Origin of the sequence: Sinimarinibacterium flocculans, assembly GCF_003201205.1 — a bacterium.
Taxonomy (GTDB): domain Bacteria; phylum Pseudomonadota; class Gammaproteobacteria; order Nevskiales; family Nevskiaceae; genus Solimonas; species Solimonas flocculans.
Genome location: NZ_QICN01000001.1, coordinates 582,967 through 597,670, shown reverse-complemented (window position 1 = coordinate 597,670; position 14,704 = coordinate 582,967). Strand labels below are relative to the sequence as shown.

Below are 14,704 nucleotides of genomic sequence, written 5' to 3'. Positions count from 1 at the left end.
TCAGCCCGCCCAGCCGTCGAGAAACTCCGCCCAGTGCGGTGCGTCGCTGGCCAGCAGGGCGTCGCGCACGCGCTGCTCCTCGTCCTGGTGCTGGGCCGGCGTCAGGCGCCCGCGCATCAGCTCGAAACGCAGATACACCAACCAGGTGTTGACGACGTCGGTTTCGCAGTAGGCGCGGATCTCGCCGAGCCGTCCCTCGCGGTAGGCATCGAAGACCTTAGAGCCATCCATGCCCAACTTGCCGGGAAAGCCCAGCAGCAGCGCGATCTCGTTGAGCGGCGCGTTCTGGCGCCCGGTGTACAGCGCCAGCACGTCCATGAGGTCGGTATGGCGGAACTGGAAGCGGCCCAGATAGTTGTCCCACTTGGCTTCGCGGTCGAAATGCCCGGTGTCCCAGTAGCGCGGCGCAATGCAGCCGTGGATCAGCGCGCGGTAGTGCAGCACCGGCAGATCGAAGCCGCCGCCGTTCCACGACACGAGCACCGGCCGGTATTTCTCGACGCCGTCGAAGAAGCGCTGCACCAGCTCGCCTTCGGTCGCGTCCTCGTCGCCGATCGACCAGACCCTGATGCCGTCGCCCTGCCGCAGCACCACCGAGATCGCGACGATGCGCTGCAGATGCGCCGGCATGAAATCGTTGCCGCGCTCGGCCAGGCGCTGCGTGCGCATCGCCGTCCACACCGCGTCGTCGCCCATGCCGTCAAGCCCGAGCACGCGACGTCCGCCGTCGAGATCGGGCACAGTCTCGATGTCGAAAACCAGGACGGGTTCGCGCATCGCGCCGTTCAGGAGGGGAAGACACCGGTGGAGATGTAGCGGTCGCCGCGATCGCAGACGATGGTCACGATCGTCGCATTCTCGACCTGCTTGCACACCTGCAGCGCCGCCCACAGCGCGCCGCCGGAACTGGGCCCGCAGAACAGGCCCTCGACGGTGCCGGCGAGCCGCATCGTGTCCTCGGCGTCCTTCGCGCTGACCTCGATCACGCGGTCGACGCGCTCAGCCTCGAAGATCTTCGGCAGATAGGCCTCGGGCCACTTGCGGATACCGGGAATCGAGGACTCGCCGTCGGGCTGGACGCCGACGATCTGCACCGCCTCGCTCTGTTCCTTGAAGTACCGCGAACAGCCCATGATGGTGCCCGTGGTGCCCATCGAGGAGACAAAATGGGTGATGCGTCCCTGCGTGGCCTTCCAGATCTCCGGCGCGGTGCCTTCGTAATGGGCGCGCGGATTGTCCGGGTTGCCGAACTGGTCGAGCACCTTGCCCTGGCCCTGCGCCTGCATCTGCAGCGCCAGGTCGCGCGCGCCTTCCATGCCCTGCCGCTGCGTCACCAGGATCACTTCGGCGCCGAAGGCCTTCATCACCGCGCGGCGCTCCACCGACAGGTGTTCCGGCATGATCAGCTTGAGCTTGTAGCCCTTGACCGTCGCAGCCATCGCCAGCGCGATGCCGGTATTGCCGCTGGTCGCCTCGATCAGCACGTCGCCCGGCTTGATGTCCCCACGCTCCTCGGCGCGGCGGATCATGGAATAGGCCGGACGGTCCTTGACCGAGCCGGCCGGATTGTTGCCTTCGAGCTTGACCAGCAGCGTGTTGCTGCCGATACCGGGCAGGCGCTTGAGCTGGGCGAGCGGCGTATTGCCGATAAAATCGGCGAGGGTGGGATAACTCATCGACGCGATTCTACCGGGCGCGCATCGCCGACGGATACCAAGACGCATGCCGGACAGAAGGGCTGATGCAGGCCTCAGGCGCTGGCCGCCGGGCGGCGCGGCGCTGCTCGCGCTGGGCGTCATCGCGCTGGCGCTCGGCCTGCTGCTGGCGTGGTCGGGCGTCGGCCTGCCCCCCGCGCTGCGTGCCGCCGCGGCGGCCGCGGGCGGCGCGTCCCTGCTGCTGGCGGTCCTGGCGTTGCGCCGCAGCGCCCGCGATATCGGCGCGGTCGCGCTCGGGCTGCGCGCCTTGTCGATGGGCCGCGCCGAACAGCGCATGCCCGACCACCGGCGCGGCGCACTCGGCGAGCTTGCCGACGCCGGCGACCGCATCGCCGAACAGGTCGATGCGCTGCGCTCCCGCTTCGACGCCCACGTCGGCGAGCAGACCCGGCACCTGCGCGGCGAGCGCGACGGCCTGCTGGCCCAGAACCAGCAGCTGCGCAGCGCCGCCGCCGCCGCGCACGAGGAGGCGCGCGCGCAGAGCGAGCTGGTGGCCAGCCTCTCGCACGAGCTGCGCACGCCGCTGACGGGCATCCTCGGTTACGCCGACCTGCTGCGCCGCTCCGGACTCGACGCCGAACAGGCGCACCAGCTCGACACGCTGGAGAAATCCGCGCGTGCCCTGCTGGCGATGATCAACGACCTGCTCGACTGGAGCCGGATCGAGGCCGGCCGTCTGCGGCTCAACGAGGAACCGCTGGACGTCATCGATACCGTCGAGGACACGACGGCGCTGCTCGAGCCGCTGGCCTACGACAAGGACCTCGAACTGGTGCGCATCGTCTATCACGACGTGCCGCGGCAGGTGCGCGGCGACGCGCAGCGCCTGCGCCAGATTCTCACCAACCTGCTGTCCAATGCGATCAAGTTCACCGACCGCGGCGAGGTGGTGCTGCGCGTGATGCGCGAGCGCGAGGAGGCGGGCCGCACCTGGTTGCGCTTCTCGGTCACCGACACCGGCATCGGCATCTCTGCCGAACAGCAGCAGCGCCTGTTCCAGCCTTATCGCCAGCTCGGCCGCAATGCCCGCGGCAGCAGCGGTCTGGGGCTGTCCATCGTGCGCAAGCTGGTCGAACTGATGGGTGGCGAGGTCGGCCTCGACAGCACGCCGGGCAAGGGTTCGACGTTCAGCGTCCTGCTGCCGTGCAAGCTGATGGTCAACGCGGAGAGCTCGCCGGCCTTCGACCCGCGCCTCTCGGAACGCTCGGTATGGCTGCTCGAAGGCCACGCGACCTCGCGCCTGGCGCTCGTGCACTGGCTCGAGTTCTGGGGACTGCACGTCCGCAGCTTCGCGCTGGCGACGGAGCTGGCGGATGCGTTGCGGGCCGGCGCGAACAAGCCGGACCTGGTGATCCTCGGCATCAAGCCCGGCGACCGCGGCACGCCGGCGGTGGGCGCGATTCTCGCCGCCTGTGCGGAACATCAGCCGCCGCTGCTGGCGCTGGTGGCCTCCGCCGCCCTGCCCGTCCACGAGCAGCTGCGCGACGCCGGCGCTGCCGCCTGCCACGCCAAGGCGATCGGTCGCGACCGCCTGCACGACGAGATCCTGCGCCTGATCACCGCCAGTCCGGCCACGGAGCAGCAGCCGCTCGCCGGGCGCCGCGTGCTGGTGGCCGACAACAACCTCGTCAACCGCCGCTATCTCGGTGCGCTGTGCCGACGGCTCGGCCTCGAGGTGATCGAGGCCGGAGACGGCCGCAGTGCCCTGCAGCAATGGCTGCGCGAACGGCCGCCGATCGTCCTGCTGGACGCCCACATGCCCGAACTCGACGGCCCCGGCTGCGCGCGCGAGATCCGCGCTGCCGAGTCCGGTGATTCGCCACGCTGCCGCATCCTGGCCGTCAGCGCGCACCTGGAGCCGGAGGAGCGCCATCACTTCCTGCAGTCCGGCGCCGACGCCGTGCTGATCAAGCCCTTCGACGAGCGCGCGCTGCTGCGCAAGCTGGACCCGGCGCTCGTCGGCCCGCCACCGGCCGCGGCCCGGCTGACGGCTGACCCCGAACTCCTGGCGCTGTTGCGCGAGGAACTGCCGCTGCAACTGCGCGACCTGGAAACCGCCTTCGACGCGCACGACCTCGCCGCCGCCCGCGATGCGGCCCATACCCTGCGCGGAACGGCGGCGTTCTACCATCTGCCGACCTTGCGCCAGACCGCGTCCGCGCTCGAAGAATGGCTGCTGCGCAGCGAGACCCTGCAGGCCGGAGCGGAGAACCGGCGCGAACTGCACAGCGTGCGTCGCGCCGTCGACGACGCACTCGCCGCGATGTCCGGCGGCTGAGTACCTTCCCCGAGGGCCGCTGCAGACCAGTCCGGCATAATCGGCCGCACACAGTGCGGGGGACACCATGACTGCAGCGCGCGAACACTGGGGTAGTCGTTTCGGATTCGTGATGGCCGCCGCCGGTTCGGCGGTCGGCATCGGCAACATCTGGCGCTTCCCGTACACCACCGGGACCAACGGCGGCGGCGCCTTCCTGCTGATCTACCTCGCCATCATCATCGGCTTCGGCCTGTCGGTCGCGATCGCCGAGATGCTCGTCGGCCGCGCCGCACAGCGCAATCCGGTCGGCGCCTTTCGCACGCTCGGCGGCGGCGCCTGGCCACTGGTGGGCTACGGCGGCGTGTTGACCGGCTTCGTCATCCTGTCGTTCTACATCGTCGTGGCCGGCTGGACGCTGGCCTACGTCGGGTTCATGGCCAGCGGCAGCATCCACACGACCGACGCCGGGCAGCTCTCGCAGGTCTTCTCCGGCTTCGTCGCCGATCCGGTCCGGCCGATCCTGTACTCCGGCGTGTTCATGGCGCTGACCGCCTGGATCGTCGTCGGCGGCATCGCCAAGGGGATCGAGCGCTGGAACAAGATCCTGATGCCGGCGCTGTTCGTGATTCTGCTCGCGCTGGTGCTGCGTGCCGTGACCCTTGACGGCGCGGCGGCCGGACTCGGCTTCTTTCTGAAGCCCGATTTCAGCAAGGTCACCGCCGAGACCTTCTACGCCGCCATCGCGCAGGCCTTCTTCTCGCTGTCGATCGGCATGGGCACGCTGCTGACCTACGGGTCGTACCTGTCGAGACACGAGCACCTGCCGAAGGCGACGCTGACCGTGGCGATGGTCGATACCAGCGTCGCCGTGCTCGCCGGCCTGATGATCATGCCGGCGGTGTTCGCCTTCGGCTTCGACCCGAGCGCCGGCCCGGGCCTGACCTTCGTCACCCTGCCCGCGGTCTTCGCGTCGATGCCGCTGGGTGCGCTGTTCGGCGTGCTGTTCTTCACGCTGCTGGCGATCGCCGCGCTGACCTCGGCCGTGTCGATTCTCGAACCCATGGTCTGCTACTTCGTCGACGAACACTGCATGTCGCGACGCAAGGTCGTGATCGTCGCCGCACTGGTCTGTTTCGCGCTCGGGATTCCGGCGTCGCTGTCGTTCGGCATCTGGTCCGGCGTCACCATCGGCGGCCGCAACTGGTTCGACCTGATGGATTTTCTCGCCAACAACCTGATGCTGCCGCTCGGCGGCCTGTTCACTGCACTGTTCGTCGGCTGGGCGTGGAAGAAGGCGACGCACGAGCTCAGCAACGAGGGCAGCCTGCACCTGCCGTGGGCACCGGTCTGGCTGTTCGTGCTGCGCTTCCTGGCGCCGCTGGGGATCCTGTGGATCATGGCCTCGGCCTTGCTTGCCTGATCCCCCCCTCCCCGACCGACGCTGGAGCCCGAGCCGATGGATCGTCTGTTTGCCGTGCTGGATGCCGTGAATGCCGTGATGCTCGGCATGCCGACCCTGCTGTGCCTGCTGGGTGTCGGCTTGGTGTTCACGGTGTGGTCCGGCTTCGGCCAGCGACGCGCACTGACCCACGGCGTCCAGCTGCTGCGCGGCAAGGTCCCCGGCGTCTCGGAAGGCGGCGACGGCGCGCTGTCGCACTTCCAGGCCTTGTCGGCGGCACTGTCGGCGACCGTCGGTCTCGGCAACATCGGCGGTGTCGCCATCGCTGTCTCGGTCGGCGGGCCGGGCGCGGTGTTCTGGATGTGGATGGTCGGGCTGGTGGGGATGGCACTGAAGACCACCGAAGTCACGCTGTCGATGCTATATCGCGACGTCAGCGATCCGGACAATCCGCACGGCGGCACGATGTGGGTATGCAAGCGGGGGCTGGCGGAACTGAGTCCGAAACTCGCCAGGCTCGGACTGGTTGCCGGCGCGCTGTTCGCCGTGGCACTGATCCTGTTCGGCATCACCGGCGGCAACATGTTCCAGGCCTGGAATGCCTCGGAGATCGCCCGCGCCTACTTCGGCGTACCGACCTGGCTGTCGGGACTGGTGATGGCGGTGCTGGTGGCGGCGGTGATTCTCGGCGGCATCCGTCGCATCGGCAGCATTGCCGGCGTACTGGTGCCGTTGATGTGCGGCATCTACGTGATCGCCGCGCTGTACGTGCTGTTCGTCAATGCCGAACGGATTCCGGACACCTTCGCGATGATCTTCCGCTGCGCGTTCTCCCCGGCCGAGGCCGGAGGCGCGTTCGTCGGCGCCAGCATGGGTACGGCTTTCATCTTCGGCATGAAGCGCGCGCTGTTCTCGTCCGAGTCCGGCATCGGCTCGGCGCCGATCGCACACTCGGCCGTCAGGACGCGGGAGCCGGTCACCGAAGGTGTCGTCGCCGGACTCGAACCCTTCATCGACACGCTGGTCGTCTGCACCATGACCGCGCTGGTGATCCTGATCACCGGCGTGTGGAATCGCGGCGCGATCGTGCACTGGGACGCTCCGCCGGCCCTCGTCGAAGTCGGCGAACAGCAGTGGGCGCCGTCCTCGTACACGCTGCCGTCCACGGCGCATCCCGGACTGATCGCCGGCGACCAAGTGTTCATCGTCACCGAAAATGACGATGCGACGCGCGGCAAGCTGTTCGGCAACGTCGTCGGCGAGGGCGCCGGCCGCTCGATCCAGTGGCGCCCGCTCACCGCCGCGGAACCGCCGCGCGTCATCGAGGCCGGCGTCTTCGCCGACTACCCGGGCTCGACGCTGACGGCCAAGGCCTTCGACTCCGCCCGCCCCGGTCTCGGGCAATGGATGGTGACGCTGGCCGTCTGGGCCTTCGCCATCTCGACGATGATCACCTGGAGCTACTACGGCGAGCAGGGGGTGATCTATCTCGCCGGCAACGGCTGGGTCGTGCCCTATCGACTGCTGTGGTGCGTGCTGATCTTCGTCACCTGTCTCGGCTACATCCGCACCGATATCGAGGTCGACACGATCAGCACGGTCGCACTGGGATTCATGCTGGCGATCAACCTGCCGGTGATGCTGCTGCTCGGCTCGCGCGCGATGCACGCCTATCACGACTACTTCCGGCGCCGGCGGTCCGGCTGAGCGCGGCGCAACCGATTCGGCGTCGCTGACGTAAGCTGCGCGGATGACTGATTCGACGCTCACCCTCGCGGCTGACGCCGCCCATCGTGCGCCGTCGCGCACGGGCATCCTGCTGGTCAATCTCGGCACGCCCGACGCACCGACCGCACCGGCGATCCGTCGATACCTCGGCGAGTTTCTCGGCGACCGTCGCGTCATCGAGGTGCCGCGGGTGCTGTGGTGGCCGCTGCTGCACGGCGTCATCCTGCCCTTTCGCTCACGCAAGCTCGTGCACGCCTACTCGGCGGTGTGGACCGAGCGCGGATCGCCCTTGCTCGCCATCGGCCGCGACCAGTGCGAGGCCCTGCAGCGATCGCTGGGCGACGCTGCCGTCGTGCAGCTGGCGATGCGCTACGGCAACCCGTCCATCGCCGCGGCCTTCGAGGCCTTCGACGCGGCGAACGTCCGGCAGGTGCTCGTGCTGCCGCTGTATCCGCAGTACTCGGCAACGACCACCGCCGCCGTCTTCGATGCCGTCTATGCCGAACTGGCCGCACGACGCTGGCCACCGTCGCTGCGCACCATCGACACCTACCACGACGACGACGGCTACATCGAGGCACTGGCCGCCTCGGTGCGCGCGCACTGGGACGCGCAGGGTCGCGGCGAACACCTGCTGATGTCGTTCCACTCGATTCCGCTGCGCTACTTCGAGGCCGGCGATCCGTACTACTGTATGTGCCAGAAGACCGCGCGACTGCTCGCGCAGCGTCTGGGCCTCGCAGCGGAAGCCTGGAGCGTCAGCTTCCAGTCACGCGTGGGGCGCACCCGCTGGCTCACGCCCTATACCGACGAACGCATCGCGGCACTCGCCGCCAGCGGCGTGCGCAAGCTCGACGTGATCTGCCCCGGCTTTTCGGCGGACTGCCTGGAAACGCTCGAGGAGGTGTCGCTGCGCTACGGCGAGGCCTTCGTCACGGGCGGCGGGGAGGCCCTGCGCTACATCCCGGCGCTCAATGCCGGAACGGCCCACATCGAGGCCCTGGCCGCGCTGCTGCGCCGCCATCTCGCCGGCTGGACGACAACGGCGCCGGCGCCGGAAGACATCGCCGCGCGCATGGACCGCGCCGGCAGGCTGCAGGCCACCCTGCTGAACCGCCCTCAAAGCTGACGCCGCCGTCAGGAACGGCGGTCGCGGAAGCCGGCTGGGGAGATTCCCGGTACTGCCCGCGCGGCGAAGTTCCTACCATCGGGGAAACGCCCGCGCGGCCACGGACCGCGCGGCAGGAGGCTTCGCCGACGAGGGGGTTCAGGGATGAAGCAGGACGCGTCGCAGGCGCCGCTCGCAGCGGGCGCCGCAATCGGGGATTACGTCGTGCAGCGGGCGCTCGACCATGACGGTCAGGGCCATCGCTACCTCGCCCGCCATCGCAGCGGGGTCTGCGTCCTGCACGAGCTGTTCCCGCTGGGCGTGGTCCGGCGCGGCGCCGACGGCGTCGAGCCGGTCGACAGCGGCGACCGCAGCGCGTTGCGCTGGTGGACGCGCAGCTATCTGGATCGCGCGCGCCAGTTCGCGGCGATCGCGCACCCGGCCCTGGCGACGATCGACGATCCCTTCGAATCCGGCGGTACGGCCTGGCATGCCTGCACACCGTCGACCGGCCAGCCGCTCGCCGCGATGCTGCAGCAGCCCGGCGCCATCGACGCCACGCGCATCCCGCGCCTGCTCGCCGACGCGCTCGATGCGCTTGCCGCCATCCACGCCGCCGGCCTGGTCCATCGCGTCGTCGACCCGCGCCAGCTCTGGGTCCACGACGACGGCTCCGTGATCCTGCACGGCTTCGGCAGCCTGCGCGGCCCCTTGCGGCTGCAGACGCGCACCGTGCACAGCGTGGCAACCGCGCCGTATGCGGCGCCCGAGGAACTGCAGCCCGATCTTTCGGTCACGCCGGCGAGCGACGTCTATGCGCTCGCGGCGATCGCCTGGCAGCTGATTGCGCGGCGCACGCCGCCCGATGCCGCACGGCGGCTGCAGGGTGAGCCCCTGCCGTCGCTGGCCGGCCTCGCGGACGAGGCGGTCTCCGCCGAGCTGATCGCTGTGGTCGAGCGCGCCCTTGATCTGGAGCCCGGTCGCAGGCCCGGCGCGCAGGAATGGCGCAGCCACCTGCAGGTGGCGTCGGCCAGGCCGCGCCGCGCGATGACGGTCGTGCCCGCTGCCGCGCCGCGCCGCTCGCCAGCGGGACTGTGGCTGGCGGTCGCGGCCACGGTGGTCGTCGGCATCGCCGGCGGTGCCTGGCTGCTGGTACCGCGCACGTCGCCGCCGCCTCCGGCGCCCGCCGCAGTCGCCGCCGCCGATACCGCCGCGGTGCCGGCAACGGCACAGAACCGCCCGCGCTTCGTCCCGACCTCGCTGGCCGCTGCCGACGGCCCCGCACTGGACCGGGCCGCGTTCGAACGGATCAGCGCGGAGACCCCGCAGGACGATTCGGTGCCGATCGGCACCGCGACCGTCGATCCGCGGGCAGGGCCGGAACCGGAATCAGCCCCGGCACCGGTACCAACGCCGCGCGCAAGTCCGGCAGGCATCGCCGCCGCGACGCCGGCACCGGTGATCGCTTCGCCAACGGCGACCCCGCTACCGGTCCCGCTGTCCACGCCGGCACCGGTGCAGCTCGCCGATGCCGGGTCAGCCTCCGCTCCGGCAAGCCGATCCCCCCAGGTTTCCGAGCAGGCGACTGATACCGCCCTCGAAGTCGCCGCCCTGCGCCCGCCTGCTGCGCCGACGCTCAGCCCCGAAGAAGCGGCGCGCATCGAGGCCGAGCAGCGCCGCGAGGCACATGCCAGACAGCTGGCGCTGGAACGGTCCCGTTGCAGCCGGCATGTTTCCGAGCTGTTCGCCCAGCGCGACTTCACCTACGCCGACATCGCGGGCTTCGAGGATGTCGTCAAGCTCAGCGACGGGCGGCTGCAGACGCCGCCGATGCGCACCGACGACGGCCGGCGCGTCTCCTTCCTGATCGATCGCAACGGCTGCATCGCCCGCGTCATCCGCTGACGCGAGGCATCACTTGTTCTGCGTGGTCAGGTTGGCGAGGCTCGCCAGCTGCTGCGTCAGGTAGCTGCTGGTGCTGTTCATCTGCGCAACCAGCGTATCCAGCGCAGTGAACTGCGAGCGGTAGCGGTTCTCGACCTGTTCCATGCGCAGGTTCAGCGCGTCCTGCTGACGTCCCAGATCCTTCAGGCGCGCCTGCAGCGAATCGGTGCGCGTCTCGACCTGGCCGTCATCGCCGACGACGTTGTCGAGCACGGCGGCAAGACGCTCCGCGTAGCCACCCTCGCCATCGAGCAGGGTGACGACGGCGCTGCGATCGCTGGCCAGCGCATCCGTCAGTGCCTGCGTATCGAGCTTGAGCGTGCCGTCGGTCTGCGTACTGATGCCGATGTCCGACAGGAATCTGAACGTACCGGTGCCATTGCCGCTGCCGATCACGCCGCGCAGTGCCTGCATGGCGCCGCGCACCGTGCTGTCGCCCGTCAGCGCGGCGGCCTGCCGCGTGTCGGCGTTGTAGCGGGTGAGACTGCCGATCGTCTTGACCGCGGCGTTGTAGGCGTTGACGAATGCGGTGACCGCCTTCTGCGCCGCCTCGGCGTCGTGCCCGACGCTGAGCGTGTGCGACACGCCGGGTTCGGCGGCCACCAGCTTGAGCGTCAGACCGTCGATGGCATCGGTGACGGTGTTCGACGATGCGTAGTGATCGAAGCCCTCGATGCGCACATGCGCATCGGCCGCCGCCTGCTGCTCGCTGAAGGCCATGCCGGTGACGGCGATCTGCCGCGCGGTGCCGGTATCCCAGGCCGTGAGCATCAGTCGTGTGCCGCCGGCCTCGTTGATCAGCGTGGCGCTGACGCCGGTGTTGTCGGCCGACTCGTTGATCATGCGGCGCAGATCCTCGAGCGTGTTGTTGCCGTCGCCCAGCGTGACCGTGAACGGCTCGCCGCCGACGCTGATCTCGACGTCGCCGTTGGCGAGCACCGTGCCGGCGCCGTCGGCGTAGGCGCCGCTGACCATCTTGTGCGCCCGCGCCAGCGAGACGACCTCCACCTGGTAATCGCCGACCACCGCACCGTCTGCGGCCGTCGCGGTGAAGGTCTCCGTCTTGCTGCTGCTCGCCTTGAGGCCGGCGAGCGCGCCGGACTGCAGGGTCTCGAGCTTGCTGCGCACATCCGCGAGCGCGCCCTTGAAAGTGCCGATCGCCGACAGCTGTACGTTGATCCGGGATTGCGAGGTGTCGATGCGGTTCTGTGTCGGCGCACGCTCGGCGGCAACCAGCTGCGAAACCAGGGACGCGATGTCCAGTCCCGATCCGACGCCCAGAGAGGAAATGCTTGCCATGCCTGCCTCCGGCTCAGACGACGACCTGCACGAGCGGCGCCGCGTCGCTTCTGAGCAAGCGCGCGATGCGCAGGACCTCTTCGCTCGGAATCTGGCGCAGCACCGTGCCATCGCGCCGGTCGCGCAAGGTCACGATGACGCGATCGAGTTCGTCGTCGATGCTGAATTCGAGCTCGGCGCCGACATCGATCGCCTGCTGCTGCAGCGCGCGGACGGCGTCCTCGAGTCCGTCGACCATGGTGACGGCCGGGGCGCCGCTAGCCGGCCGTACCACGTCCGCACCGGCCTCCGCCGACGCGTTCGGCACCACGACGGACGGGCCGGCACCCTGCGGTGCGGCCCGGCTGGACGTCACGATGATCGGATCGCTCACGCGGCTCCCTCCGTCGGCGGACTGGCCGATTGAACCCCGGGGCCTGGGCCCCGGGGTCCGCTACCGCCCTTAGCCCTGGAGCAGGCTGAGGACGTTCTGCGGCGCGGAGTTGGCCTGGGCCAGCATCGCCGTACCGGCCTGCTGCAGGATCTGCGCGCGCGTCAGGTTCGCGGTTTCGGCCGCGAAGTTGGTGTCCTGGATGCGCGAGCGCGCGGCCGACAGGTTCTCCGAGGTCGTCGACAGCGACTGCACCACCGACTCGAAGCGGTTCTGGATCGCACCGAGGGTCGCACGCGCCGAGTTCACCTGGGAGAGCGCACTGTCCATCTGCTGGATGGCCAGCGAGGCTCCCGAGAACGAGGCCACGCTCAGCGTGGTGAGGCCGTTGGTCGTCGCCGCGGTGGCGTCGCCGTCGTTGCCCGCCACGTTGAAGCCGGTGACCGTGCCGTCATCGTTGCCAGTGACGGCGATGTCGGCGTCCGAGGTCAGCACGATGCGACCGTTCACCGAATCGAAGGCGGCGCTGACGCCGTGCTGCGAGGAGGTGTTGTTGATCGCATCGACGACCTGCCCGACGCGCTGGTTGATCGAGCCGGCGGCACCGATGCCGGTGCTGACGTCGACGCCGTTGATCACCAGATCGCCGGCCGTGGCCGCGGCGAGATCGGAGATGCCGCTGGTCACGCTGGACTGGCCCGTGGCCGAGGTCACCGACGACAGCGCCGCGGTGTTGGCATCCACCAGCGACGAGACCGAGATCGTCTCTCCGGCGTTGGCGCCGACCTGGAACACGGCCGAGGTGAAGCTGCCGTCGAGCAGCTTGACGCCGTTGAACTCCGTCTGATTGGCGACGCGGTCGATTTCCGACAGGAGCTGGTCGACTTCGGCCTGCAGCGCCGTGCGGTCGGTGCTGCTGTTGGTGGCATTGGCCGACTGCACCGCGAGTTCGCGGATGCGCTGCAGGTTGTTGGTGACCTGCGCCAGTGCGCCTTCGGCGGTCTGCGCCAGCGAGATGCCGTCGTTGGCGTTGCGCTGCGCCTGGTCGAGGCCGCGGATCTGGCTGCTGAAACGCTCGCTGATCGCGAGGCCGGCGGCGTCGTCCTTGGCGCTGTTGATGCGCAGGCCCGAGGACAGGCGCTGCAGCGAGGTGGCGAGAGAGGACTGCGAGGTCGTCAGGTTGCGCTGGGCATTGAGCGACATCACGTTGGTGTTGATGACTTGCATGGAAAGCTCCTTGGATGTCCGAAACCGGATCCGGCGCCAACCGGCTCCGGTCCTGCCGCAGCGGCCCCGAGGTCGGGTGTTGTTGCCGCTGTTGTCGTCCTTATCGGACTTCGCGTCGCAAACTTGAGAGCAATTTCCTACGCGGGATAAGCGGCATCCCACTACAGACGAGCGGCGATGTCCGGGTTGGCGTCGGATATTCCCTTACCGTTGCTCGCGCGCGATGCCACGCCCATCACCCGCGCGAGAGGCACGGATGTTCTCCGGCGCAGTATCGGTCCTGATGCCGCGGCGACGTCGCGGCGCGTACCGAAGCGAACCGGAGCAGCAAGCCATGACACAGCGTCCCCTTCTCATCGCCGCGGCGGCCGCTGCGGCCCTTGGCGGCAACGCGGCCCTCGCCGCCGAGCAGACCACCACTTTCGACGTGCAGATCGTCCTCGAGGCAGCCTGCGCCGTCAGTGCCGACCCGCTGCTCGATTTCGGCACCGCGGGCCTGCTCAGCAGCGCGGTCGACAGCGATGCCGACATCACCGTGCTGTGCACCGAAGGCGTGGTGTACGACATCGGCCTCAGCGCCGGCGACAACGGCGGCGGCGTCACCACTGCGCGCAAGATGCTCAACGGCGCCAACGACGTCACCTACGATCTGTTCTCCGACGCCGGCCGCAGCAGCCACTGGGGCGATATCATCGACACCGACACGGTGTCGGCAACCGGCACGGGCGCGAACCAGACCTTCACGGTCTACGGTCGCGTACCGGTCCAGGACACGCCGCCGGCCGGCACGTACACCGACACGATCACGGTCACCGTGACCTACTGAGTCTTTCGGAGCGGACGGACATGGGGAGGTGCGGACGCGTCATCGCAGGCTGGGCCTGCGGCGCACTGGCGCTGCTGTCGGCGCCGCTGTTCGCGTCCGGCTTCAGCGTCAGCCCGACGCGCGTCGACTTCCCTGCCGACGAACGCGTCCAGGGCCTGCGTCTTCACAATCACGGCGACCAGCCGATCCAGGCACAGTTACGCGTCTTCGCGTGGTCCCAGGTCGATGGCGAGGACGTGCTCGAACCGAGCACGGATCTCGTCGTCAGCCCGCCGATGACAACCCTTGCTCCCGGCTCGCAGCAGCTCGTGCGCATCGTGCGCCGCGACGGCAGCGCGGCAGCGTCCGTCGAGCGCAGTTACCGCCTGCTGGTCGACGAACTGCCTCCGGCGCGCACGCAACCGGCGTCGACACTGCCGCCGGGGCTGAACTTCGTGATCCGCTACTCGGTACCGCTGTTCATCGCCGCCAGCAGCGCCGCCCCCGCAGAAGGAGAGCTGACGTGGTCGACCGAAACCGCTACCGACGGCCGGCTGCGGCTCGCCGTGCGCAACCCGTCCGCGCGGCATGCGCAGCTTTCCGGACTGCGCGTGCTGGATGCGCAGGGCCAGGTCCTGCACCGGCATGACGGCCTGCTCGGTTACGTGCTCGCCGGTGCCGGACGTTCCTGGCTGCTGGACCCGCCGGCGGGCAGCCTCGACGCAGCCGCCGCCATCGAGGTCCGCGTCGACGACCGGCACGCCCGCGTTCCGGTCTCGCACTAGCCCTGCGCACCGGACGTGGTTCGGCCTCCTGGCGCTGGTCGCCTGGGGTGTCGCCGCCACCGCA

Annotated in this window: 12 protein-coding genes; 7 read left to right on the top strand and 5 right to left on the bottom strand. The window is 69.5% G+C overall.

Features of this window, described 5'->3' with window-relative positions; all coding sequences use genetic code 11:
- Both C8D93_RS02735 and cysM read right to left on the bottom strand, forming a co-directional pair.
- The gene (locus C8D93_RS02735; RefSeq protein ID WP_110263608.1) at positions 1-777 is read right to left on the bottom strand and encodes a 3'-5' exonuclease; all 777 of its coding nucleotides are present in this window, start codon (positions 775-777) and stop codon (positions 1-3) included.
- A gap of 8 nt (positions 778-785) precedes the next feature.
- Positions 786-1,676: a cysteine synthase CysM gene (gene cysM / locus C8D93_RS02730; RefSeq protein ID WP_110263607.1), complete on the bottom strand. Its 891-nt coding sequence runs from the start codon at positions 1,674-1,676 to the stop codon at positions 786-788.
- Between the two features lie 46 nt (positions 1,677-1,722).
- Here cysM and C8D93_RS02725 point away from each other — a divergent pair, with 46 nt between their 5' ends.
- From C8D93_RS02725 to C8D93_RS02705, 5 genes are all read left to right on the top strand, one after another.
- Complete coding sequence (locus tag C8D93_RS02725; RefSeq protein WP_110263606.1) at positions 1,723-3,993, top strand: hybrid sensor histidine kinase/response regulator; 2,271 nt, start codon at positions 1,723-1,725, stop codon at positions 3,991-3,993.
- A gap of 67 nt (positions 3,994-4,060) precedes the next feature.
- Complete coding sequence (locus tag C8D93_RS02720) at positions 4,061-5,395, top strand: sodium-dependent transporter (RefSeq protein WP_110263605.1); 1,335 nt, start codon at positions 4,061-4,063, stop codon at positions 5,393-5,395.
- A gap of 36 nt (positions 5,396-5,431) precedes the next feature.
- A complete protein-coding gene (locus C8D93_RS02715; protein ID WP_110263604.1) occupies positions 5,432-7,081 on the top strand; it encodes an alanine/glycine:cation symporter family protein in 1,650 nt (549 codons plus the stop codon).
- Positions 7,082-7,124: 43 nt separating this feature from the next.
- Positions 7,125-8,231: a ferrochelatase gene (gene hemH / locus C8D93_RS02710; RefSeq protein ID WP_110263603.1), complete on the top strand. Its 1,107-nt coding sequence runs from the start codon at positions 7,125-7,127 to the stop codon at positions 8,229-8,231.
- A 144-nt stretch (positions 8,232-8,375) separates the two neighbouring features.
- On the top strand, positions 8,376-10,115 hold the full coding sequence (locus C8D93_RS02705) for a serine/threonine protein kinase (RefSeq protein WP_110263602.1): 1,740 nt from the start codon (positions 8,376-8,378) through the stop codon (positions 10,113-10,115).
- Positions 10,116-10,124: 9 nt separating this feature from the next.
- Here C8D93_RS02705 and fliD read toward each other — a convergent pair whose 3' ends face one another.
- The 3 genes from fliD to C8D93_RS02690 all read right to left on the bottom strand — a co-directional run bounded on the left by fliD (position 10,125) and on the right by C8D93_RS02690 (position 13,050).
- The gene (gene fliD, locus C8D93_RS02700) at positions 10,125-11,453 is read right to left on the bottom strand and encodes a flagellar filament capping protein FliD (RefSeq protein WP_170123858.1); all 1,329 of its coding nucleotides are present in this window, start codon (positions 11,451-11,453) and stop codon (positions 10,125-10,127) included.
- Between the two features lie 13 nt (positions 11,454-11,466).
- Positions 11,467-11,826, bottom strand: a complete 360-nt coding sequence (locus C8D93_RS20870; protein ID WP_211307157.1) for a flagellar protein FlaG — start codon at positions 11,824-11,826, stop codon at positions 11,467-11,469.
- A gap of 69 nt (positions 11,827-11,895) precedes the next feature.
- Positions 11,896-13,050: a flagellin gene (locus C8D93_RS02690; RefSeq protein WP_110263600.1), complete on the bottom strand. Its 1,155-nt coding sequence runs from the start codon at positions 13,048-13,050 to the stop codon at positions 11,896-11,898.
- Between the two features lie 334 nt (positions 13,051-13,384).
- Here C8D93_RS02690 and C8D93_RS02685 point away from each other — a divergent pair, with 334 nt between their 5' ends.
- Together C8D93_RS02685 and C8D93_RS02680 are read left to right on the top strand one after the other, a co-directional pair.
- Positions 13,385-13,876 carry a Csu type fimbrial protein gene (locus C8D93_RS02685; RefSeq protein WP_170123857.1) on the top strand — a complete coding sequence of 164 codons (492 nt, stop codon included), beginning with the start codon at positions 13,385-13,387 and terminating at the stop codon, positions 13,874-13,876.
- A 20-nt stretch (positions 13,877-13,896) separates the two neighbouring features.
- Positions 13,897-14,640 (top strand): fimbrial biogenesis chaperone, encoded by a 744-nt coding sequence (locus tag C8D93_RS02680; protein WP_110263598.1) that lies wholly within the window; start codon positions 13,897-13,899, stop codon positions 14,638-14,640.
- Positions 14,641-14,704 lie beyond the last annotated feature (64 nt).

What these genes read in the sequence shown, in the direction of transcription:
- C8D93_RS02735 (WP_110263608.1), bottom strand. Translation starts at nt 777, where the DNA reads ATGCGCGAACCCGTCCTGGTTTTCGACATCGAGACTGTGCCCGATCTC.
- cysM (WP_110263607.1), bottom strand. Translation starts at nt 1,676, where the DNA reads ATGAGTTATCCCACCCTCGCCGATTTTATCGGCAATACGCCGCTCGCC.
- C8D93_RS02725 (WP_110263606.1), top strand. Translation starts at nt 1,723, where the DNA reads ATGCCGGACAGAAGGGCTGATGCAGGCCTCAGGCGCTGGCCGCCGGGC.
- C8D93_RS02720 (WP_110263605.1), top strand. Translation starts at nt 4,061, where the DNA reads ATGACTGCAGCGCGCGAACACTGGGGTAGTCGTTTCGGATTCGTGATG.
- C8D93_RS02715 (WP_110263604.1), top strand. Translation starts at nt 5,432, where the DNA reads ATGGATCGTCTGTTTGCCGTGCTGGATGCCGTGAATGCCGTGATGCTC.
- hemH (WP_110263603.1), top strand. Translation starts at nt 7,125, where the DNA reads ATGACTGATTCGACGCTCACCCTCGCGGCTGACGCCGCCCATCGTGCG.
- C8D93_RS02705 (WP_110263602.1), top strand. Translation starts at nt 8,376, where the DNA reads ATGAAGCAGGACGCGTCGCAGGCGCCGCTCGCAGCGGGCGCCGCAATC.
- fliD (WP_170123858.1), bottom strand. Translation starts at nt 11,453, where the DNA reads ATGGCAAGCATTTCCTCTCTGGGCGTCGGATCGGGACTGGACATCGCG.
- C8D93_RS02690 (WP_110263600.1), bottom strand. Translation starts at nt 13,050, where the DNA reads ATGCAAGTCATCAACACCAACGTGATGTCGCTCAATGCCCAGCGCAAC.
- C8D93_RS02685 (WP_170123857.1), top strand. Translation starts at nt 13,385, where the DNA reads ATGACACAGCGTCCCCTTCTCATCGCCGCGGCGGCCGCTGCGGCCCTT.
- C8D93_RS02680 (WP_110263598.1), top strand. Translation starts at nt 13,897, where the DNA reads ATGGGGAGGTGCGGACGCGTCATCGCAGGCTGGGCCTGCGGCGCACTG.